Source organism: Bifidobacterium sp. LH_419, assembly GCF_056356955.1.
Window position 1 is genome coordinate 79,671 of sequence record NZ_JBKEVG010000010.1, and the last position, 21,759, is coordinate 101,429.

A 21,759-nucleotide genomic window follows, 5' to 3' on the forward strand; every position below is an offset into this window, starting at 1 on the left:
CGGCCAGCTCCCCCTGAAGGGGGCGCAGACTGAATTCGCGCCCCCTTCAGGGGGAGCTGGCGCGCGGAACGCGACTGAGGGGGTGCCCGCCGCGCGCGACACGCCGACGTGCGGTTTTGCGGATATTCTCCGGTGGATATGCACCGGCTTCCAGCCCCCGCGTTTATCGTGGTGCGCATGGAAAACTTCGATGACATGATTGCGGCCTGGTTCCGTGCGAACGCGGGCAAACTGCTGTGGCTGTTCGTGGTGGTCGCCGCCGCGTGGGTGGCGGACCGCGTGCTGCGACGGCTGCTACGCAAGGTGCTGGATAATTCGCAAATCCCCAGCGCCTCCATCTTCATCAACCTGATGCGCGTGGTGGTCTGGTGCGCGGCCGCCACGATGGTGCTGCAACCGGTGTTCGGCATCAATCCGACGACGTTGGTCACCGCCCTCGGCGTCGGCGGCGTCGCGTTGTCCCTCGGTCTGAAGGACACGATCGCGAACGTGATCGGCGGGTTCGGGCTGATGCTCGGCCGCGTGATCCAGCCAGGCGATCTGGTGTCGATCCAGGGCGTGACCGGCACGGTGAAGGACATCACGTGGCGTCATTCGATGATCGAGACGCGCTCCGGCGACCAGATGGTCATCCCGAACTCGATCCTCAACACCGCCTCGCTGACGCAGCTCACGACGGTCACCGAAGGCATGGCCACGGTGCCGTTCACGGTGAAGGGCAGTGCCGACCCGGACGAGGTGAGCCGTGACATGCTGCGGCGCGTGGAGGCAGGCGCGAGCGCGGTGCTACGGCCGGAGAACCCGCCGCTGGTGAAGTTCACCGGGTTCTCCCCGTACGGCGCGGAGGGCGAGATCCTGCTGTTCGTGCGCGACGGCGTGCTGCTGTCCACGGCGAAGGACCGCGCGGCGCGCGCCATCGCCACCGCCGACTACCTGGTCAAGGACGGCGGCGCCTCCGAGTAGAAACGGCATCGCGCAGCGATGACCAACCTGCCCCTGCCTCCCTCTGACGAGGGAGGTGGCATCGCGCAGCGATGACGGAGGGAGAGACCGCGGTCAGAAGAGCGTAATCAATCCCATCTGCCACAGTCCGAGCACGACGGTGAGCAGGATGTAGACCGCCATGCCGGGATTGAGGAACGCGAGGCGCGCGCCGTACCACTTCGGCAGCTGTTCGGGCGGGTCGTAGAATTCGATGCGCTTCACGTTCACGCAGATCAGCGCCACTCCGGCGATGACGAGCAGGACCATAAGCACCCCGTACAGGCCGAGCAGCATGACGCCCATCATGGCGACCGGATCGTGCTCGGCCACGCGCATCATCTCGGCCTCGCCCGCCGAACCGCCCATCATCTTGGCGACGTCGCCGCCGCCGGCGCTGATGAGCTTCAGGATGCCGGGCGCCACGAGCGAACCGGACGCGTTGATCACCATGTGCATGATCACCGGGTAGCGCAGCCGGCTGGTGCGCATGTACGCGTAGCCGAACACGAGACCGAGTCCGAACGCGTAGAAGAACTGGTACAGGTTCATGTGGAACAGCGCGAACGCGAACGCGGACAGCACGATGGCCGTGCGTTCGCCGTAGCGGCGCGTGCGGTCGATGATCTGCTTGCGGAACAGCCATTCCTCGAAGAACGGCGCGAGCAACACGACGAACAGCACGTCCACCCACGGGTCCACGTGCAGGATCATCTCGGAAACGCGGTTCGTGGCCGTGCCTCCCGAGATCACGCCGGACAGCCACGTGCCGATGATGTTGCCCGCCATCATGATCGGGAAGCACGCGATCATCAGCGTCCAGAACCGTTTCGCGCCGAGCTTGAACTCGCGCGCCTTCAATGCCGGCACATGGGAGAACACGCTGAGCCCCAACGGCATCGCGACCGCATACAGCGGCCCCGACGAGATGAGCATGGAGAGCCACATGGGAGCGCCGCCCGGGCCGGGGAACAGCGGCCGCAGCAATCCGGACAAGACGATGTTCAATCCCACCCAGAACGCGATCATCACGCACAGGCCGACGCCGATCAGCGTGAACCGCCGGTGCGCCTCCATGAAGAACGGCCGGTACGGGTCTCCCGACTGAGACGTCTGGGACGGTGTCATCTGCGACGGTGTCATCTGCGGCTGTTCATCACTCATACGTCCCAGCTTACGGCACTCGATGCCAGCGCAAAACTATGGGCGTGACTAGTCACGACTATAATAGTCACGCCCATAGTAAAGGCCGCATCAAATCAGGACACAGCCACGCGTTCACCGTAGGTTCTCGCCCAGCAGCCATGCGGCGTACAGGGGGATGCTCCTCAGGTCGCCGTCCACGCCGAAGTTGCGCGCGCTCAACCGCACGGCGTACCGTGGCCGGTATTTCGCCCGATAGGCGACGAGGCTGCGCGCCGTCACGTTCGTTCCGGATTTGACCTCGATGGGGATGACGTCGCCGTTGCCGTCACGGGCGATGAACTCCACCTCGCCGCGGTTCAGCGTCCCCCAGTAGTGCGGGGAGACGTCCGCGGCGGTGAGCTGTTGGAGCACATAGTTCTCGTACAGGCCGCCGCGGAACACCGAGGCCTTGTCGTCCGACGGTTCCAGGTCGGCCGGGAGCGCGTCGTATTCGCATGACAGCAACCCGGTGTCGGCCATGTAGATCTTGAACGCGGAGACGTCCTCGAACGCGCGCAGCGGCGCGACCGGCTCGCTCACCTGGGTGAGACGCGTGATGATGCCGGCGGACACCAGCCACGACAACGCCCCCTGATACATGTTCGACCGTCCGCCCGAACGAATCGCCTTGTACTGGAACTTGTGGTTCTCCTTGGCGAGCTGCTTCGGCACGCTGTTCCACGCTTCGAGGATGCGCTGCGTCTCGCGGGGCGACGCGTATTTCGCCATGTCGGCCGTATACGCGGTGACGATGTCGCGTTGGACCGCGCGCGCGTCGTCGAGACGCCCGGACTGCGCATAGACGCCGACCGCTTCGGGCATGCCGCCGACGAGCACGTATTCGCGCACCAGCTCCATCGCCCTGTCATGGAATCCGAACGCCCGCTCCGGCGTGCGGTACGCCTCGCGGATGTCCGACGCGAGCCGCTCCTCCCCCTTCGCCCATAGGAACTCCTCGAAGTCCATCGGATGCAGGGTGAGCATGTCCACCTTGCCCACGGGGAACGAGTACCGACTGCGGTTCACCTTGACGCCGAGCAGGCTGCCGGCGGCGATCACATGGTATTGGGGCGCGTCATCGCAGAAGTATTTGAGGCTCGTCAACGCGCGTTCGCACAATTGGACCTCGTCAAGCACGATCAGCGTCCGCTGCGGGTCGATGCGCATCCGCAGCAGCGTCTCCAACCCATGCACGATGTCCGCCGGCGCGATGGAATCCCCGAACACCGCGGCGGCGCGTTGTTCACGGGAGAAATCCACGTAAGCCATGGAGTCGAAGGCGCGCCGCGCGAAATGCGTGATGGCGTAGGTCTTGCCGACCTGACGCGCCCCGAACAGAATCAACGGCTTGCGCCGTGCGGAACGTTTCCACTGTTCCAGCCTGTCGTCGATGATTCGCCGCATCATCGCCTCCTATCCAATCGGTTGTTGTCAAAAGTGTATCAACTCAACACTTTTAACATGTTAAAAGTGTGTTGACTGCACACTTTTGACAACAACCGCCGTGGGAGGCCGTGCGGGACGGCGCAAGGCGACGCGGAACGGCATGCCACCGGCACACCGCCGGCACGCCACACAAGGCGATTCAGCAGGCGAGCGCGGCGACGGGGCGCGGCGTGACGATCACCTCGTCACCGACGGCGAGACCGGCGGGCAGCTCGTTCGCGGGCAGCTGCACGGTGACCTTGAGATGTTCGCCCTTGTTCCAATGCCGGTATTCGCCGCTGGAGATCTCACAGTCGACGCGGGCCACGGCGCCGAGGAAGTGGATCACTTCGACGCGGGCGCGCTCGCCGGCCGCGGACGTGGCCTCGCCGGCGCGCACGAGCGCGATGTTCTCCGGGCGCACGAGCACGGCCACCGGATCGCCCTTCCTGGAACCGGGCAGCAGCGGCACGCGCTGGCCGAACACGACCGCCTCCTCGCCGTCGGAGGCGCCGGGCAGACGGTTCGTCAGACCGATGAACGTGGCCACGTATTCGGTGGCGGGACGCTGGTAGAGGTCCTGCGGCGCGGCGATCTGCTCGATGCGGCCGTGGTTCATCACACCGATGCGGTCGGCGACGGCGAGCGCCTCCTCCTGATCGTGCGTGACGAACACGGTGGTGGTGCCGGTGTCGAGCTGGATGCGGCGGATCTCGTCGCGCAGCTGGACACGCACCTTCGCGTCGAGCGCGGAGAGCGGCTCGTCGAGCAGGAGCACGCGCGGCTTGATGGCGAGCGCGCGGGCGAGCGCCACGCGCTGCTGCTGGCCGCCGGACATCTGCTGGGTGAACTTGTTCGCCTGATCGGCGAGGCCGACGAGTTCGAGATGCTCCATGGCGACGCGGCGACGTTCCTCACGCCCGACGCCGCGCACTTCGAGACCGAATTCGACGTTCTCGACGGCGGTCATGTGCGGGAACAGCGAATACGCCTGGAACACCATCGACATGCCGCGCTTGTTGACGGGCACGCCGGTGACGTCCTGTCCGCCGACGAGGATGCGGCCGCCCTGGATGTCCTCGAGGCCGGCGAGGGAGCGCAACGCGGTGGATTTGCCGCAGCCGGAGCCGCCGAGCAGCACGACCATCTCGCCGGGCTTGATGTCGAGGTTGAAGTCGTCGAGCGCGTGCACGGTGGAGCCGGGGTAGATCTTGACAACGTCCTGCATTCGGATGCCGCCGCCGCGGGTGGCGGAATCCTTGAGCAGGGCCTTGGCGGCCTTGGTCACGTCCTTGCCGCGCACGCCTTCGAGCGTGGCGGTCGGGTCGTTCTTGAACTCGTGTTCGGCCTGCTTGTGTTCGGCCTGCTTGGCGCCGCCGGCCGTGACGTTGTTCTGTTGCGCGAGAGACATAATCGGTTACTTGCCTTCCTTGGTTTCGCCCGTGCGCGTCCTGCCGATATGTTCGGAGATGAGGTCGAGCGCGATGAGCAGCACCACGCCGAACAGCAACGCGAGCAGCGACATGGCGGTGGAGATCTGGGAGTTGGATTGGCCGAGCTGGTAGAGCGCGACCTGCAGGTTCATGCGGCCGAGCAGCGAGGCGACGGTATATTCGCCCAGCACCACGGCGATGGAGATGAAGCTGGCGGACAGGATCGACTGCCACAGGTTCGGGATGATGACGCGGAAGAAGACCTTCGGCCAGGAGGCACCGAGCGAGCGGGACGCTTCGACGAGGGTCTTCACGTCGATGGAGTTGAGTCCGACGGCGATGGCGCGGAAGGCGAACGGCATGACGAGCACGACGTAGGCGAAGCACAGCCAGATCGGGTTGGTGTCGAGCACGGCGGAGCTCAGCCAGCGGTAGATGGGGCCGAGTCCGACGACGAGCACGATGGCGGGGATGGTCAGCGGCAGCGTGGCAACCCATTCGATGGCGCGTTCGAGCGCCTTGGAGCGGATGTGCACAATCACCATGGTGGGGATCATGAGCAGCAGCATGAGCACGACGGTCACGACGCACAGGCCGAGCGAGGCGCCGAGCCCCTGCCACAGGACGGTCAGGTCGGCGCCGAGCGATTCGCCGTTGCCGGTGAAGATCGCGATCCACGGGGCCGCGGACCAGCGTCCGGACAGCGGGTGGCGCAGCGTGAAGACGAGCATGGAGATGAGCGGCACGAACAGGAACGCCAAGGTGACGAACAGGATGACGAACTTGATGACGCTCTGCCTGCGCACGCGGGCGGCGCGCAGTTGCGGCGGGCGGTTCGACGCCGCGACGGTTTCGGTGGTGGTGTTCACTGCCAACGTCCGGCCCTCTTTTCCACGGCGTGGCTCAGCAGCATGACGATGGCCACGACGATAATCATTGCGAATGCCAGCACTTGGGCGAATCCCTGCTGGTTGGGGTCCATCTCGTTGCGCATCGCGCCCTGGATCATCAGCGGCACGAGGATCGAACGCTGCGAGAACAGGGCCGCGGCGGTCGCGTACGCGGAGAACGCGGAGGCGAACAGCAGCAGGAACGCGGAGATGAAACGGGGGGTGAGGATCGGCAGGGCGATGCGCGTCCAGTACTGGAACGTGTTGCCGCCGAGCGACTCGCACGCCTCGCGCCACTGCGGTCGGATCGAATCGACGGCGGGCAGGAAGATGATGATCATCAGCGGAATCTGGAAGTAGCAGTACACGGTCACGAGGCCCGGCAGGGAGCTCAGCCAGTTCGGGTTGACGGTCAGTCCGGTCACCTGTTTGATGAGCATCGTGCCGATGCCGTTGATGCCGATCGTCGCGATGAACGCGAAGGCGAGCATCACGCCGCCGAACTGGGCGAGCACGGAGGAGATCGCGGAGACCAGGCGCCGCAGCAGGCCGTTCGGCTTCGAGCCGATGACGAGCGCGTAGGAGGCGAGGCCGCCGACCACCGCGCCGATCACGGAGGACGCGACGGACACGAGGATGGAGGTGACGAACGCGGAGACGGTGTTCGGTTCGAACAGTTTGCTGAAGTTGTCGAGCGTGAAGCCGCCGTCACGGGTCTGGAACGCGCCGACGACCACGATGACGGTCGGGGCGAGCAGGAAGCACGCGGTGTACGCGAAGAACGGAATCGTCACCGCGAAGGTGCCGAGCTCCTTGCGATGCCTCGCGAGCGCGGAGGAGGATGTAGCGGACGGGCCCGCGGCCTTGCCGGCGACGGACCCGTTCTGTGCGATTGACGCAGTCATGGGATCGGTTCCCTTGGTCTGACGTTCGAACCGGCTCAGTTGCCGATCGTCTTGTCCCAGTTGTTCTGGAGCCACTCGGTGATGCGGGTGGCGTCGTCGTTGGTGTAGCTGACCGGCTTGCCTTCGATGGTGATGGCGTCCTTGAGGGTCGCCTGGTCGACGGTGCCGTCCTGCTTCATCGAGTCGAGCAGCACCGGGTTGGCACCGCCCTTGAACCACAGATTCTGGGCTTCGGCGGTGTACAGGTACTCCTCCCACAGGCGGGCGGCGGCCGGGTGCGGCGCGTCCTTGTTGATGGCCTGGTTGTAGTAGCTGACGACCTGCGCCTTCGGGAAGGTCTTGTACTCCCAGTTGACGCCCTTGCTCTTCAGCTCCTTCTTGTAGGAGGCCTGGTTGTAGGTCCAGTCCATGACGACGCCGGTCTGGCCGGAGTCGATGGTGCCGTTGGTCACGTCGACGGTGGTGAGGTTGCCGGCGTCCTTGAGCTTCTTGAAGAAGTCGAGGCCGGGCTGGACGTTCTTGATGTCGCCGCCGGCCAGCTGGTTGACCATCAGGTAGCCGTTGAAGGCGGCGCCGGCCTCGGCGGGCTTGCCGTTGAGGGCGACGGTGCCGGCGAACTTCGGGTCGAGCAGGTCGTTGAGGGACTTGATCTCGCCGTACTTGTCCTTGTTCCAGCCGATGGACATGATGCCGGTGTAGTCGGCGTAGTAGGCGCCGTTCGCGTCCTTGTCCTCGTCCGGGATCTTGTCCCAGGCCTGCACCTTGTACGGGGCGAAGGAGTCGGTGGAGGTGGCGGCGATCTGCTGGCCGAGGTCGAAGACGTCCGGCGCGGCGTCGGTGCCCTTGTTGGTCTTGGCGGCGTCGAGCTCCTCCTTGGAGGAGGCGTTCGGGTTGAGCTCGGTGATCTTGATCTTCGGGTACTTCTTCTTGAAGGCGGAGATGACCTCGCCGTAGTTGGACCAGTCGTGCGGCAGGGCGATGACGTTCAGCGCGCCCTCCTTCTCGGCGGCCTTGACGAGGTCGTCCATCGTGCCGAAATCGGCGAGGGAGGTGGCCTTGGCGGACTTCTGGTCGACGGTGACGGACTTGCCGGTGGAGCCGGAGCCGTTGCTGGAGGAGGCGTTCGACGAACCGCAGGCGGCCATCGAGAACGCGAGCACGGTGGCGATGGCGCCAGCCGCGATCTTACGCAGGTTCTTCATGGGTGTTCCTTACTCAACTTGCCTCTAGGGAGTTGCCTCTAGGGAATCGGGGGGCCTTCATCCGCGCCGTGGGCGCGCGGCCCGTAATCCAATTGAGAAAGGTACGTCCGTTATCCGTCCCGACACCGACGCCCCGGTGAACGCCGCGCGACCTTGCGCGACGGATTGATGAACACTCGGAATCCGTAGATGAACTGCGACGATTACGTTGTCCGCATCGACATTCGGACGGCGGAAACACGCGGGGAGGGTCCCGACATAGCGACGGAACCCTCCCCGACACAATCAACCAATCGACCAATCGACCGGCACCCCCCACCGGCCCTCACCGGCACACAGGCGCCTAGCGCAACACGCCGTCGATCAGGCGGGTGATGAGCGCGGTGTAGCTCACGCCGGTGGCGTCCCACGCCTTCGGGTACATGGAGATCGGCGTGAAGCCGGGCATCGTGTTGATCTCGTTGACCATCACGGTGCCGTCCGCCGTGACGAACGTGTCCACGCGGCTCAGGCCGGCGCCGTCGACCGCGACGAACGCGCGACGGGCCACGTCGCGCACGTCCTCGAGCACGCTGACCGGCAGGTCGGCGGGCACTTCGACGTGGCTGGCGGACGCGTCCATGTACTTGGAGTCGAAATCGTAGAACTGGTCGTCGTCCTGATGGTCGAGCACGATCTCGCCCGGCCAGCTGGCCTCCGGCTCGTCGCCGGGGGCGGCGGCGAGCACCGCGCATTCGATCTCGCGGCCGTCGATGCCCTGTTCGATGAGCACCTTCCAATCATGCTTGCCGGCCTCGGCGATGGCCGCGCCGAGCTGGGAGGCCTGCGCCTCGGGCGAATCGGATTCCTCAACCTTCGTCACGCCGAAGCTGGAGCCGGCGCGCGACGGCTTGACGAACAGCGGGTACGTGAGGCCCGCCTCGGCGACGCGCTGAAGCGCCTCCTCGGGGCGGACGGAACGCGCGTCGACCATCACGCCGGGCGCGGTGGGGATGCCTGCCGCGTTGAGCACGACCTTCGTGTAGTGCTTGTCCATGCACGCGGCGGACGCGAACACGCCGCAGCCGACGTACGGCACGTCCATCATCTCGAGCAGACCCTGCACGGTGCCGTCCTCGCCGTACGGGCCGTGCAGCACGGGGAACACGGCATCGACGTGGCCGAACGGCTCGAGCGTGCCGTCCGCGTTGCGCGCGAAGAAGCCGTCCTGGCCGAGCGCCACGTCGAGCACGACGTCGCGCGCGCCGGCGGTGCGTTCGACGGTCGGCAGCGCGCCGCCGTCGAGGTTCCAGCCGCGCGGGTCCTCGCCGTCGACGATCCACTTGCCGTCCTTGGTGATGCCGACCGGCACCGCCTCGAAGCGGTCGGTGTCGAGCGCGTTGAGCACGCCGGCGGTCGAAATGCAGGAGATCGAGTGCTCGTCGGCCCTGCCGCCGTACAACACCACGATGCGCTTCTTGGTCATAGTCGTTTTCTCGTCCGTTTCTTTATCGTTCTTTGCCGAATTACCGAATCGTTCCGGGTACCGTATCCTACTCCGCGGCGGCTCCGCGTCCACCGCGGCGGTTCCGCGACTATTCCGCGACTATTCCGCGGTGATCTCGCGGCCGAACAGCAGGGACAGCATCTCGGCGCAGGAGATGCCCTCGTCGAGCACGCGGCTCATCGCGTAGGCGAGCGGCGTGGGCACGCCGAGTTCGTCGCCGAGCGCGACGACGGCGTCGGTGGTGGGCACGCCTTCGGCGACGCCGTTGCTCACCTTCGTCGCCTCCTCCTTGCTCAGCCCCTTGCCGAGGTTCGCGCCGAACGTGTAGTTGCGGCTCAGCGGGGAGCCGCACGTGGCGATCAGGTCGCCCACGCCGGCGAGTCCGGCGAACGTCTTCGGGTCGGCGCCGGCGGCCTTGCCGAGCGCGGTGAGTTCGGCGAGTCCGCGCGTCTCGATCATCGCGGCCGTGTTCTCGCCGTAGCCGGCGCCGCGCGCCATGCCGACGGCGAGCGCGACGACGTTCTTCAGCGAGCCGCACATCTCCAGTCCGATGACGTCGGTGGTGACGAACGCCTTGAAGTATTCGGTGGTGCACGCCTTGGCGACCTTGGTCGCGTTGTCGAGGTTCTCGCAGCCGACGACGGTCGCGGCGGGCTGGCGCAGCGCGATCTCCTTGCTCAGGTTCGGGCCGGAGACGGCGGCGAAGCGCTCGGCCGGCAGGTCGAGGGATTCGCGCACGACCTCGTCCATGCGCTTGTTCGTGTTGCGTTCGATGCCCTTCATGAGGCTCACGACGATCGCGTCGTCGGGGATGAGGCCCTTGAATTCGGCGAGCGCGACGCGCGCGAACTGCGCGGCGATCGCGACGACGACGATCTCGGCGTTCCTGACCGATTCGGCGCGGTCGCCGGTGGCGGTCATGTTGTCCGGCAGATGCTCGATGAACGGGAGCCTCACGTGGTTGCAGTGGTTGTCGCGGATGCCTTCGACGATTTCGGGCTCCATCGCCCACATCGTCACGTCGTTGCCCGCGTCGGCCAGCACCTGGCCGAACGCGGTGCCCCATGCGCCGGCGCCGAGAACAGTGATCTTCATGCTATGTGATTCCTTACTTTCGGTTCGTGACTGTTTCGTGACCTTCGTGCCATGCTACTCGCCGCTCACGCCGAGGCGATCGGGGTGCGGCTCATCGTGCGGTAGTCCCAGTAGCCTTCCTTCGGGAACTTCTCGCCGCGGATCTCCTCGAGCAGTTCGTTGAGGCGGATGAACATGCGCCATTTGAGCGCTTCGACGGCTTCGGCCGGCGGCTCGTCGCCCCAGTCCTCCATACCTTCGAGCAGGTCCGAGTAGTCGAGCTGGTGGTCGTAGCACATGACGACGTTCTTGCGCGGCCACGGCCACCAGTGGTTGATGGAGGCGGCGCCCCAGGTGGCGGCGCAGAACAGCGGCACCTGCTTGCCGAGTCGGCGGGAGGCTTCGAGCGCGATGTAGGCGGCGCCCTCCTTGATGCTCATCACCCATTTCTGCGGGTCGCGGGTGACGGTGCCTTCGGGCCAGACAGTGAGCGGGCGGCCGGAGATGAGGATGTCGATGGACGTCTCCTCGATCTCCTTGGCCTTGCCGGAGTGGCGTTGGACCGGCTGCATGCCGACGATCTGGAACCATTTGCCGATGATCGGCCACTTCGCCATCTCGGCCTTGGCCATGTAGCGCGGGCGGCGGCCCATGTGGAACAGGCTGGCCATCGGCACGAACACGTCGAACATGGTCACGTGCGATGCGGCGGTGATGAACGGGCCGCTTTCGGGGATGTTGTCAAGTCCCCACGCGTAGGTCCGGCAGCTCGCGTTGAAGACGACGTCGACGCCTTTGAGCAGACGCCTCGTGCCTTTCGGGTTCTGCGCGTCGATCTCATGCTGGTTGACGCTGCGGTCGGTGCCGGTGGGCAGGTCGCGCATCGGGTCGACGAGATGGTGCTTCTTCGCGAGTTCGGCGACGCGCTCGTCCGAGAGGGGCTTGACCGCGGAGCGCGGCGACGGTTTTCCTTTGGATGCCATGCGCCTTATTGTACGTTCGCCCCCTACCGCGGTCCATGCGCCGAGCCGGGCGGATGCTCCGGCTACGGCCCCCTCAGTCCGGTCTCATGGCCGGCCAGCTCCCCCTGAAGGGGGCGCAGAACAGCCCCACGTACAGGCCCCCTCTGACGAGGGGGCTGTCCGCGTAAGCGGACTGGGGGAGAGATACCGGGAACCGTTACGTTCCAGCTATCTCTCCCCCAGTCTCACTCCGTTCGACAGCCCCCTCGTCAGAGGGGGCCTGGATGCGTTGTCCGTCAGTCGATGTCGGCGCCGAGCTGGTGGAGCTTGCCGCGGAAGTCGGCGTAGCCGCGGTCGATCAGGCTGATGCCCTGCACGTTGGACGGGCCCTTCGCGGCGAGCGCCGCGATGAGGTGGCTGAAGCCGCCGCGCAGATCCGGCACGTCGATGTCGCGGCCGGTCAGCGGGGTCGGTCCGAAAATCACCGCGGAATGCTTGTAGTTGCGCTGCTGGAAGCGGCACGGCAGGGAGCCCAGGCACTCGCGGTACAGCTGGATCGTCGCGCCCATCTGCACCAGGGGCTTGGTGAAGCCGAAACGGTTCTCGTACACGGTCTCGTGCACGATCGACAGGCCGTTCGCCTGCGTGAGGGCCACGACCAGCGGCTGCTGCCAGTCGGTCATGAAGCCGGGGTGTACGTCCGTCTCAATCGCGACCGGCTTGAGATCGCCGCCCGGATGCCAGAAGCGGATGCCCTTGTCGGTCACGTCGAATTCGCCGCCGACCTTACGGAACACGTTGAGGAACGTCATCATCTCCGGCTGGGTCGCGCCCTTGACGAAGATGTCGCCGCGCGTGGCCAGCGCCGCCGACGCCCAGCTCGCCGCCTCGATGCGGTCGGTGAGCGACGTGTGCGTGTAGCCCTTGAGCTCCTTGACGCCTTCGATGCGGAACGTGCGGTCCACGTCCACGGAGATGATCGCGCCCATCTTCTGCAGCACGGCCACGAGATCCATGATCTCCGGCTCGATCGCGGCGCCGGACAGCTCGGTCTTGCCCTCGGCGAGCACGGCGGCGAGCAGCGTCTGCTCGGTCGCGCCCACGGACGGGTACGGCAGGTGGATCTTCGCGCCGTGCAGTCCGTTCGGCGCGGTGATGTGGATGCCGTCCTTATGCTCCTTGTCGACGTTCGCGCCCAGCTTGCGCAGGGTCTCCAGGTGGAAGTCGATCGGACGGCCGCCGATGTTGCAGCCGCCCAGCGCGGGGATGAACGCCTCGCCCAGACGGTGCACCAGCGGACCGGAGAACAGGATCGGGATGCGCGACGAACCGGACAGCGTGTCCACGTCCGCCACGTCGGCGAGCTGGACGTGCGTCGCGTCGATCGTGACGACGCCGTGATCGCCGTCCACGTCGACGTCCACGCCGTGCAGACGCAGCAGATCGGACACGACGTGCACGTCGCGGATCTCCGGAACGTTCTTCAGCACCGACTTGCCCGGCGCGAGCAGCGCGGCGACCATCGCCTTGCTGACGAAGTTCTTCGCGCCACGCACCTTGATCGTGCCGTTCAGCGGCTTGCCGCCCTCGACGTGCAGCACGTCGTTCTCGTTTTCGCCCACGATTACCTCTTTCGATTCAACAGGACCGCGAAACACTATCAAACAGTGTGCCATAAGGCATGTGCGAACACCGTGAAACCCGTGGCGATGCGGCTGGCGGCGTAATCGCCGCGCCGCCGGCCGCACGCCGCCGCGACCGCCACGCCGATTGTGACGCGCGTCACAATCGTCGGCGATCGCCGCGCGCCCGACGGACCCGCCGCCGTCGCTTTGCTATGGTGGGCAACAGAGGTGAACGTTCACGGATGGCAGGCGATCGAAGACTGCCGGAACGCACCACCCGCACCACTACGCAAAGGAGCATAATCCATGACCACCGTCGCCATCGTCGGATGCACGCACGCCGGCACCTTCGCCGCCACGTCGATCCTCGCCGAGCATCCCGATTGGACCGTCCACGTGTTCGAACGCAACGGCACGCTGTCGTTCCTCTCGTGCGGCATCGCGCTGTGGGTCGGCGACCACGTGTCCGACCCGAAGAAGATGTTCTACTCGTCGCCCGAGGCGCTGGCCGAGGCGGGCGCGACCATGCACATGCGCACCGACGTGACGTCCATCGACGTCGCCGCCAAGACGCTCACCTACCGTCCGGTCGACGCGATCGGCGTGGGCGTGGGCGACGCGGCCGGCGAGGAGCAGACGCTCCACTTCGACAAGCTCGTCGTCACCACCGGCTCGCGCCCGGTCGTGCCGCCGATTCCCGGCATCGACAGCCCGCACGTGCTGCTGTGCAAGAACTGGGACCACGCCATCGCCATCAAGGAGAAGGCGAAGGAGGCGAAGTCGGCGGTCGTGATCGGCTCCGGCTACATCGGCGCGGAGATCGCCGAGCAGTTCTCGCTCACCGGCGTGAAGACCACGCTCGTCGACGGACTCGACCGCCCGCTCGCCAACAACTTCGACAAGAAGATCACCGACCAGGTGGCCGCCGCGTTCGAGGAGCACGGCGTCACGCTCGCGCTCGGACAGAAGGTGACCGCCTTCCGCGACAACGACGACGACACCGTCACCGTCGTCACCGAGAAGGGCGAGTACACGGCCGAGATGGCGATCCTCGCGGTCGGCTTCCTGCCGAACACAGACCTTCTCAAGGGACAGGTCGACATGCTGCCGAACGGCGCGATTATCGTCGACGACTATATGCGCGCCTCCGTGCCCGACGTGTACGCGTGCGGCGACTCGGCGACCGTCTTCTACAACCCGACCGGCAAGCACGACTACATCCCGCTCGCCACGAACGCGGTGCGCCAGGGCCTGCTCGTCGGCCGCAACATCGCGGAGCCGACCGTCAAGTACCTCGGCACGCAGGCGACGAGCGCCGTGCAGCTGTACGACCTGTCGCTCGCCGCGTCCGGCCTGACCGCAACCGGCGCGGAACGCCGCGGGCTCACCGTGCGCGAAACCGAACTGACCGAGGACTACCGCCCCGACTTCATGCTCACCACCACGCCCGTCACGTCGATTCTCACGTGGGATCCGGAGACGCGTGAGGTCAAGGGCGGCCAGTTCTGCTCGAAGGCGGACATCTCCGGTGCCGCGAACGTGATCTCGATGGCGATTCAGGCGAAGTTCACCATCGACCAGCTCGCGAACGTGGACTTCCTGTTCCAGCCGAACTTCGACAAGCCTGTCTACTACGTCGGCGCCGTCGCCATGAAGGCCGCCGCCGAAGCCTGACGGACGCAACCCATCGTCTCCCTCCGACGAAGGAGGCCGCGTCACCGAAGCCTGACGGACTCCCCATTGCCTCCCTCTGACGAGGGAGGTGGCCACCGAAGGCGGTCGGAGGGAGAGATAGCCGGAACATCACGTTCGCGGTATCTCTCCCCCACCCGGCTCCGCCGGGAACCCCCTCGTCAGAGGGTCCGATCCTCTCAAGCCGACCTACAGGGTCGCCTTGATCTTGTGGGCGAGGTCGGCGTCCCACATCGCGCCGGTGGCGGACATCACGCTGTCCGCGCCGGCGCGCTTGTACGCGGCGAAATCATCCGGCGTCACGACGCCGCCGACGCCGTTGATCGCGAAATCGAGACCGCTCTTCTCGCGGATCGCGGCGAGGCGCGCGACCATGTCGAGGCCCGCGCCGCGGATCGCGTGGCCGCACACGCCGGAACGGTCGCGGCCCTTGCCCGGCAGGGCCTGACGTCCCTCCGCGTCGACGAGACGCGCGGAGATCGTGTTGATCGTGCTGAATCCCTGCACGGTGCCGCGGCCCACGGTCGATCGCACCATGAGCTCGAGCGCCGCGTCGTCGGGGATGTAGGCGAGCTTCACCATGAGCGGCGTGTCGCCGATCTCGTTCTTCACCGCCTCGGCGATGCGGCCGACGAGCAGCGGATTATGGCACAGGAGCACGTTGTGGCCCTCGTTCGGGCAGCTCGTGTTCATCACCATGACCTTCGCCCCGGTCTCCTTGACGAGGCGGGCGGTGGTCGCATGGTCGGCGATGTACTCCTCCTCGGTCATGCCCTCCACGCGGGAGCCCTGGAATCCGGGGACGAGCAGCTGGCCGGGGCCGGCCGCCGCGATCGCGCGGAACATGTCCGGCTGCCACAGGTCCGGGTCCTGCGAGGGCACGCCGAAGCTGTTGGAGATGGAGATCGGGCGCTCATAGTTCGTGTCGGCGAGCACGCCCTCGTCGAGTTCCGGGCTGCCGGGGGTGAGGCTGCCGTCCGCCGACTTCGGGTGTACGGCGAGCACGTTCGGGAACGGGTTGCAGCCCCACGCGCGCGAACGCACGGTCTTGTAGGTGGCCAGGTCGAAGCCCATGCGGAACGCGGCCGTCGTGAAGCGGCTGTTGAGCAGCGGGCCGGCGGGGATGCCGAACGCGAGGTTCACCGGCACGCCGAGGAACGAGTCGGCAGGGGCGGAGCCGGCCTCAGTGATGGCCGTCTCCCCCTCAGTCGGCTTCGCCGACAGCTCCCCCACATGCGTGGGGGAGCAAACGCCATTGACTTGCTCCCCCTCCAAGGGGGAGCTGGCCGCGGAGCGGTCTGAGGGGGTCTCGCCGGCCTCGGCATCCCGATGCAACGCCTCGGCGAACGCGCCGAACGGGCCCTGCTCGTAGTTGTCCTCATAGGTACGGTTCACGTCGTAGAACGGTTCGGACTGCTGGAGGCCCTGGCTCATGGTGTTCTCGATTCTCCTCGACTATGTGCGGATGCTGTGCGCAGATGACGATGTGCGCATATGCGCGACGTTGAGCGGAAATCGCCGAAAACCGGCGGATGTGCTCGCCTATCTGTCCATTATCCAGCATAGGCATCGTCATACACAAACGACGCGCCTTCAAGGGCGCGTCGCTCGTCGTGCAATCCTCATCGGTCACGGATCGATCCCCGCTTATCACGGATCGCGCCACGATCGTCACGGATCACTCCACGGTTCTCCACGGAAAACCGACGCGAATCACGGAGCGAACCGTGCATGCCCGGGAGCGAACCGCGCGAAAACCGGAGCGAACCGGACCACCCACGGAACGGACCGCACGCGACGGAGCGGAACGTAAGCCGCGCGCCGGCGCGGCGCCGTTCCGCTCAACCGACCATCGCCGAGACGAACGAGACGATGGCGAACAGCGCGTTCAGCGACACGAACACGATGAACGCCCACGACGTCCACCCGGCATACGTGTCCTGGCCGCTGCGATTGGCGCGCACGAACCAGCCGAGCCGCCGACCGTACAGCGCGAACACGAGGATCGTGCCGATCACGCCGGCCAGCGCCAACGCGAGCGTGAAGATGCCATACCCCATGTCGCCGAGGAAATGGCTGGCGAGACCGTCGATCACGCCGGACAGGATCGCGTTGTTGAAGATGTGCAACGCGATCGCCCAGACCAGCGAATACTCCATCGCGACATAGCCGAGCACCAGACCGAACAGGAACGCGAAGAAGCCCTGCACCACGTCGTCATGGAACAGGCCGAACGCGAGCGCCGACGTGAGGATCGCGAAGTTCCGGCCGAGCGGCTTCAGCTCCTTCATCAGCACGCCGCGGAACATCATCTCCTCGCAGATCGGGCCGACCAGGCCGATGTACAGCCACATGCTCACGGTGATGGCCGATTCGTTGATGCTGTCCGACGTGGGCGAGGCCAGATCGGCGCCGAGCATCGAGAACGCGAGCTGGATGAGGACGATCACGCCCTGCACGCCCAGAGCGACCACGATGATCGCGAGGCACGCGAGCGGGGTCATGCGCCGGCCGCCGTACTGGCTGACCGTGCCGAGCTGGTTCGTCTCGCCGTAGGTCTCGCGATGCGGGCCGCCGAGCCAGAATTCGCGGGTGAAGATGTCGCGGCAGCGCATGAACATCAGGAATCCGACCGCGGCGAACACGGCGATGAGACTCAGGACGCCGGTCCATCGGTTGAGCGCGCTGTCGTAGGCCGACGAGCCGCCGCTTCGGTTCGTCGCGGCGAAGATAGCGCCGAAGACGATGCCGGCGACGATGCTCACGCCCGTCATCACGCCCTGATAGGCCAAGGTCAGACCCATCGCGCGGTTGACGACCTTGCGTCGCCAGGTGCGCCACCATGCGCGCGGGTCGATGGCCGCGAACGTCGGCACCGCCATCGGCACCGGTTGCGCGTAGTAGGTGGGCCACATCGGCTGGGGCTGGAACTGGGGTTGCGGGTAGGACTGGGGTTGAGGTTGAGGCGGGTACGGAGCCGATTGCGGCGGGTACTGTGCAGACTGCGACGCGTAGTGATCGTGGCGCGGCGCATATTGGTATTGGGCGGCCTGCGATGGATATTGGGCGACAGGCGCCGCCTGCTGGGAATATGGCACGGACTGGGCTGGCTGAGCATACGGAACAGTCTGCGGGGCCGACGCGGCCTGAGGAGCAGCCACGGGCTGTGAAACCGCCGCAGGCTGGGGAGTCGGAGTGGCGTATTGCGGATACTGCGCGTACTGCGGCATGGGCTGTGCCTGAGACTGGGCCGGCTGCCACACCGGCGGCTGCGGGTAGGCCGAAGACTGGGGAACGGCCTGCGGATAGGCTCCAACCTGCATGGTTTCGGCACCAACCTGCATGGTTTCCGGCGCAATGTGCGGAGTTTCGCCGGCAACGTGCAGGCTTCCCATCGCAACCTGTGCAGTCCCCTGCTGAAGACCGGCGCTCCGCGTCATCACCGGGTTTTCGGGAACCGCGGTATTCCGCGGATTCCCCGAGCTGGCAAACGGCTCGGCGGGAGCTTCTACTCGGCCACCCCGTACAGGTTGGCCCGCAGCACCTACACGTTCGGCCCCCAAACCTACAGGTTGGCCCTCGGACCCTACACGTCCATCCGAAAACCCTACAGGTTCGCCCCCAGACCATGCAGGTTCGCCCGGAGCCCCTACGAATTCGCCCCTGTCACCCGCTGATGCCGACGGCCGCACCGGCTCACCCGATGACACCGGCCCGCCCGGCCACCCCGAATTCCCCGGCTGTACCGACTCACCCGCCTGCGCCTGGCTCCCATACTGCGACTGCTGCGTCGCGTCCCATTGTTCCCGTTGTTTTTGCTCGGATTGCCGCATCTGCGGATTCGCATCCCCCTGCGGATGTTCTTCATTCGTATTCATGCCGCCCAACCTATGCCCCGTTCCTGAACGTAACATGACCACGTCCACAGATGTCCACAGAAGTCCGCCGTATCGATTCCGCGCAACGCCTGACCGCGTTATGATGACGGCCATGGAATCTCAGGGGATGCCGCAGGTACTGGTCGCGGCGGTGGACAACGACCGCATGGCATTGCTCGCGCTGCGGGGCATCCTGCCGCAGCTGCTGCCTGAATCGCGATGGCTGTGGGGCGTCGGTTCCGCCGACGAAGCGGTGCGCCTCGCGCTCGACCCCGAGACCCGCCCCCGGTTGCTGCTCGTGGACATGTCGCTGGGTGATGCGACCGGCATCAGCGTATGCCGCAGGATCCGCCAACGGGATGCCCGCGTGGCGCTGCTGGGCATCACCGCCTTCTCGACCGCCGACTATGCCGCACGTGCGGCCGAGGCCGGCGCGCAGGGCATCGTCTCCAAGGCGGATGTCCCGCAATTGGCCCGCGCGTTGCGCGTCGTCGCATCGGGCGGTACGTTCACCCCACCTGACCGCAGGCCCCGGGCCGGCGCGACCACGCCGGACGTCCCCGTGTTCCGCACCGTCGACGAGGCCCATCGGTTGCTGACCGGCACACCCCCGAACGGCACACACCCGGATTCCCCGTCATCCGACGCCCCGAGACTCGGCCCCAAGGAATCCGAGACGCTGCGCCTGCTGTCATGCGGCCTGAGTTACGACCAGATCGCCGCACGATGGGGCGTCGCCGCGTCGACGGTGCGCACGCACGCCCATCGTGCGGTCGACAAGCTGCACGCCAATTCATTGGCGCACGCCATCGCCCTGTTCCTCGCGCGCTGATCCGGTTTCCGCGGGAACCGGCCGCAGCGGGATCTCCGCGCCGATCGTCCACGCGCCGTCCTGCGCGCTCGCGGCGAGCGTGCCGCCCAGCGCCTCGACCGCCGCGCGGTGCATCGCCAGTCCGCCGCCGTGCCTGCGTCCGTGCATCAGCGTCGACGCGTCGCCGGCGAGCGCGTTGACCTCGCTGATGCGGATGCCGGAATCGTCGATGCCGATGAACAGGCTGTACGCGGGCGTCGTCGCGTCATCCGGTATCGCGCAATGCCGCACGATGTTCGCGTAGATCTCCTCGACGAGTTCCATCACGACACGCTGCACCGGTTTCGGCACGCGCGCGCCGCCGCCTGCGTCCCCTGCCGCGGCGTCCCCGCCGCCCGTCACATCGATCCGACTGGTTCCGACGAATCCCAGCATCGTCATCGTGCGGTCCTGGTCTTCGAGGTATTTCTCCAGTTCGACGTCGAACGGCGGTGTACCGCCCGTCACCCCGCCGCCCTCCGCGCTCTCGGCCGCGACTTCCGATTCGAGGCCGGCGAGGTCGCGTTTGCCGTTGAGCACGTCGATGACGTCGTGCACGCGGGCGAGCGCGTGGTGCGAGCGCGCGTAGATCGCGTCGAGCATGGCCGCATCGTCGTCCGTCGCTTTGGCGCGCCATGCGAGCATCGCGATGGTGGACATGTCGTTGGCGACGGCGTCGTGGATCATGTGCGCGAGCGCCTGTTCTCGCGTGACGCGGCCGAGCAGCCGTTCGACGCGCGCCGCCCGCTCACCGGCGACGGACGCGTGGCGGAACGCGGCACCGAACATGATGAGGAATCCGAAGCCCATGATGTCGAACACGCCGGTCGCGACGCCCGCGATCGCCGTGTATCCCGGCACCGATGCGGCCGGAACGTCGGAGGCCATCACGCCGAAGCCGACGTCGCCGAACCCGGCGATCATGCCTGCGACCACGCCACTGCCCATCGACCGCGTGCCGAACAGCGCGAAGCAGACGGCGTCCACCGCCGCGTAGCCGACCAGCACGGCGAGCATCATCCGGTTAGGCAGCGCGTAGCCGATGGCAAGGAACAGGGTGACGACGGCGAATCCGCCGCTCGCCCACCAGCCATCAGGCAGAAATCCCATCGTCAGCAGCAGCACGGGCGCGACCAGGCACACTTCGCGCGGCCGGAACGGCAGCAGGGCGATGACGGCTATCCAGCCCAGCGTCAGCAGCATCCGCCCGGGCGATGACGGAGGCGCGACGATCAGCCCGGCCACCATCACGGCGAGGCCGATTCCCGCATCCTTCTCCAAGAAATGCGGTTCACACCACCAGCCGCGCACCTGTTCCAACGCGGCGCGGGTCTCGGAGAGACCGAATCGACCGTCGTTCATCGTGCGGTCTCCGCGCGAACCGCACGGACCATACCGGCCGCAGCCATGCCATCCGGCTTGTCGAACCGCATGCCGCGCGGATCGCTCGGCAGCACCATGAGAATCACCCATGCCAGCGATCCCATCGTGTAGCAGGCGAAGGCAAGCAACATTCCCACAATGGTCGCCGGTGCCGCGGCGCTGTTCCCCATGCCGTCGTAGCCGTACACGACGGCGAGCACGAAGACCGGCAGCAGCGAGCCGAGCTGCAGCAGGATCGGCAGAAGCAGCCACCGACCGCTCCGGTTCGCGTCGTGCAGCCGTCGGACGGACAGTGTGATGATTGGGATGAACAGCAGCAGCTGGACGACGGTCGCCGCGTTGTCCGCGACGGCGTCCAGCGGTGATTCACCGTCGGTTCCGCCCGCCACGTCGCTGACGCCGGCCGCGGTGCCGATCCCCATCGCCGCGACGACCACGATGGCGGCCACAATCGTGCAGAACAGCACGGCCCACCAGTATTCGCTGCGCGAGGCTCGGCCGTCGAGTACCTTCATCTTGCGGAAGAACCGTCCGACCGCACGCCTGAATCCGATGCCGTACCACGGCGCCCACAACGGAGGCTCCTCCCACAGCGGAGGCTCCTCCCGCAACGGCGGCTCCGGCACCGGCCTGTCCTCATCCACGCTCATCATGGTCTCCTTTCATTCACTGCCCTCCACTCAACCGCATTCCGCGCCGGCCGTCCACCCGCGCAGGGCGACGGTCAACATGCGTCCACAGGAGATCGGCTCATAATCGGCATACATGCCTCGATTCGATACAGTGGG

17 protein-coding genes are annotated in these 21,759 nt (G+C 66.5%); 3 read left to right on the forward strand and 14 right to left on the reverse strand.

Going from position 1 to position 21,759, the window contains the following annotated elements; translation table 11 throughout:
• Positions 1 to 177: 177 nt before the first annotated feature.
• Positions 178 to 963, forward strand: a complete 786-nt coding sequence (locus AC1AYX_RS07610) for a mechanosensitive ion channel family protein (RefSeq protein WP_476502916.1) — start codon at positions 178 to 180, stop codon at positions 961 to 963.
• A gap of 93 nt (positions 964 to 1,056) precedes the next feature.
• On the opposite strand, the gene AC1AYX_RS07615 is transcribed toward AC1AYX_RS07610, so the two are convergent.
• From AC1AYX_RS07615 to murA, 10 genes are all read right to left on the reverse strand, one after another.
• Entirely contained in the window at positions 1,057 to 2,145 is a 1,089-nt protein-coding gene (locus tag AC1AYX_RS07615; protein ID WP_476502917.1) for a lysostaphin resistance A-like protein, read from the reverse strand.
• A gap of 114 nt (positions 2,146 to 2,259) precedes the next feature.
• Positions 2,260 to 3,573, reverse strand: a complete 1,314-nt coding sequence (locus AC1AYX_RS07620) for an ATP-binding protein (protein ID WP_476502918.1) — start codon at positions 3,571 to 3,573, stop codon at positions 2,260 to 2,262.
• A 178-nt stretch (positions 3,574 to 3,751) separates the two neighbouring features.
• Positions 3,752 to 5,002 (reverse strand): ABC transporter ATP-binding protein, encoded by a 1,251-nt coding sequence (locus AC1AYX_RS07625; protein WP_476502919.1) that lies wholly within the window; start codon positions 5,000 to 5,002, stop codon positions 3,752 to 3,754.
• Between the two features lie 6 nt (positions 5,003 to 5,008).
• Entirely contained in the window at positions 5,009 to 5,899 is an 891-nt protein-coding gene (locus tag AC1AYX_RS07630; RefSeq protein ID WP_476502920.1) for an ABC transporter permease, read from the reverse strand.
• Positions 5,890 to 6,819 (reverse strand): ABC transporter permease, encoded by a 930-nt coding sequence (locus tag AC1AYX_RS07635; RefSeq protein ID WP_476502921.1) that lies wholly within the window; start codon positions 6,817 to 6,819, stop codon positions 5,890 to 5,892. The genes AC1AYX_RS07630 and AC1AYX_RS07635 overlap by 10 nt, the downstream gene beginning before the upstream one ends.
• 35 nt (positions 6,820 to 6,854) lie before the next feature.
• Positions 6,855 to 8,021, reverse strand: coding sequence for an ABC transporter substrate-binding protein (locus tag AC1AYX_RS07640; RefSeq protein ID WP_476502922.1), 1,167 nt, complete (start codon positions 8,019 to 8,021; stop codon positions 6,855 to 6,857).
• A 343-nt stretch (positions 8,022 to 8,364) separates the two neighbouring features.
• Positions 8,365 to 9,486, reverse strand: a complete 1,122-nt coding sequence (locus AC1AYX_RS07645; RefSeq protein WP_476502923.1) for a D-alanine--D-alanine ligase family protein — start codon at positions 9,484 to 9,486, stop codon at positions 8,365 to 8,367.
• Positions 9,487 to 9,606: 120 nt separating this feature from the next.
• Entirely contained in the window at positions 9,607 to 10,602 is a 996-nt protein-coding gene (locus AC1AYX_RS07650; RefSeq protein ID WP_476502924.1) for an NAD(P)H-dependent glycerol-3-phosphate dehydrogenase, read from the reverse strand.
• A gap of 65 nt (positions 10,603 to 10,667) precedes the next feature.
• Positions 10,668 to 11,564 carry a lysophospholipid acyltransferase family protein gene (locus AC1AYX_RS07655; RefSeq protein WP_476502925.1) on the reverse strand — a complete coding sequence of 299 codons (897 nt, stop codon included), beginning with the start codon at positions 11,562 to 11,564 and terminating at the stop codon, positions 10,668 to 10,670.
• Between the two features lie 275 nt (positions 11,565 to 11,839).
• On the reverse strand, positions 11,840 to 13,165 hold the full coding sequence (gene murA / locus AC1AYX_RS07660) for a UDP-N-acetylglucosamine 1-carboxyvinyltransferase (protein ID WP_476502926.1): 1,326 nt from the start codon (positions 13,163 to 13,165) through the stop codon (positions 11,840 to 11,842).
• A gap of 309 nt (positions 13,166 to 13,474) precedes the next feature.
• Here murA and AC1AYX_RS07665 point away from each other — a divergent pair, with 309 nt between their 5' ends.
• Positions 13,475 to 14,842 carry an NAD(P)/FAD-dependent oxidoreductase gene (locus AC1AYX_RS07665; RefSeq protein WP_476502927.1) on the forward strand — a complete coding sequence of 456 codons (1,368 nt, stop codon included), beginning with the start codon at positions 13,475 to 13,477 and terminating at the stop codon, positions 14,840 to 14,842.
• A gap of 207 nt (positions 14,843 to 15,049) precedes the next feature.
• Here the strand turns inward: AC1AYX_RS07665 and AC1AYX_RS07670 are convergent, their stop codons facing one another.
• On the reverse strand, positions 15,050 to 16,294 hold the full coding sequence (locus tag AC1AYX_RS07670; RefSeq protein WP_476502928.1) for a diguanylate cyclase: 1,245 nt from the start codon (positions 16,292 to 16,294) through the stop codon (positions 15,050 to 15,052).
• A gap of 407 nt (positions 16,295 to 16,701) precedes the next feature.
• The gene (locus AC1AYX_RS07675; RefSeq protein WP_476502929.1) at positions 16,702 to 17,742 is read right to left on the reverse strand and encodes a lysostaphin resistance A-like protein; all 1,041 of its coding nucleotides are present in this window, start codon (positions 17,740 to 17,742) and stop codon (positions 16,702 to 16,704) included.
• 1,123 nt (positions 17,743 to 18,865) lie between these two features.
• On the opposite strand from AC1AYX_RS07675, the gene AC1AYX_RS07680 reads away from it, so the two are divergent.
• The gene (locus AC1AYX_RS07680; RefSeq protein ID WP_476502930.1) at positions 18,866 to 19,570 is read left to right on the forward strand and encodes a response regulator transcription factor; all 705 of its coding nucleotides are present in this window, start codon (positions 18,866 to 18,868) and stop codon (positions 19,568 to 19,570) included.
• Here AC1AYX_RS07680 and AC1AYX_RS07685 read toward each other — a convergent pair.
• The gene (locus AC1AYX_RS07685) at positions 19,532 to 20,950 is read right to left on the reverse strand and encodes a sensor histidine kinase (RefSeq protein ID WP_476502931.1); all 1,419 of its coding nucleotides are present in this window, start codon (positions 20,948 to 20,950) and stop codon (positions 19,532 to 19,534) included. The two genes, AC1AYX_RS07680 and AC1AYX_RS07685, sit on opposite strands and share 39 nt — an antisense overlap.
• Entirely contained in the window at positions 20,947 to 21,624 is a 678-nt protein-coding gene (locus AC1AYX_RS07690) for a DUF805 domain-containing protein (protein ID WP_476502932.1), read from the reverse strand. Before AC1AYX_RS07690 ends, AC1AYX_RS07685 begins: the two co-directional genes overlap by 4 nt.
• Positions 21,625 to 21,759: the final 135 nt, after the last annotated feature.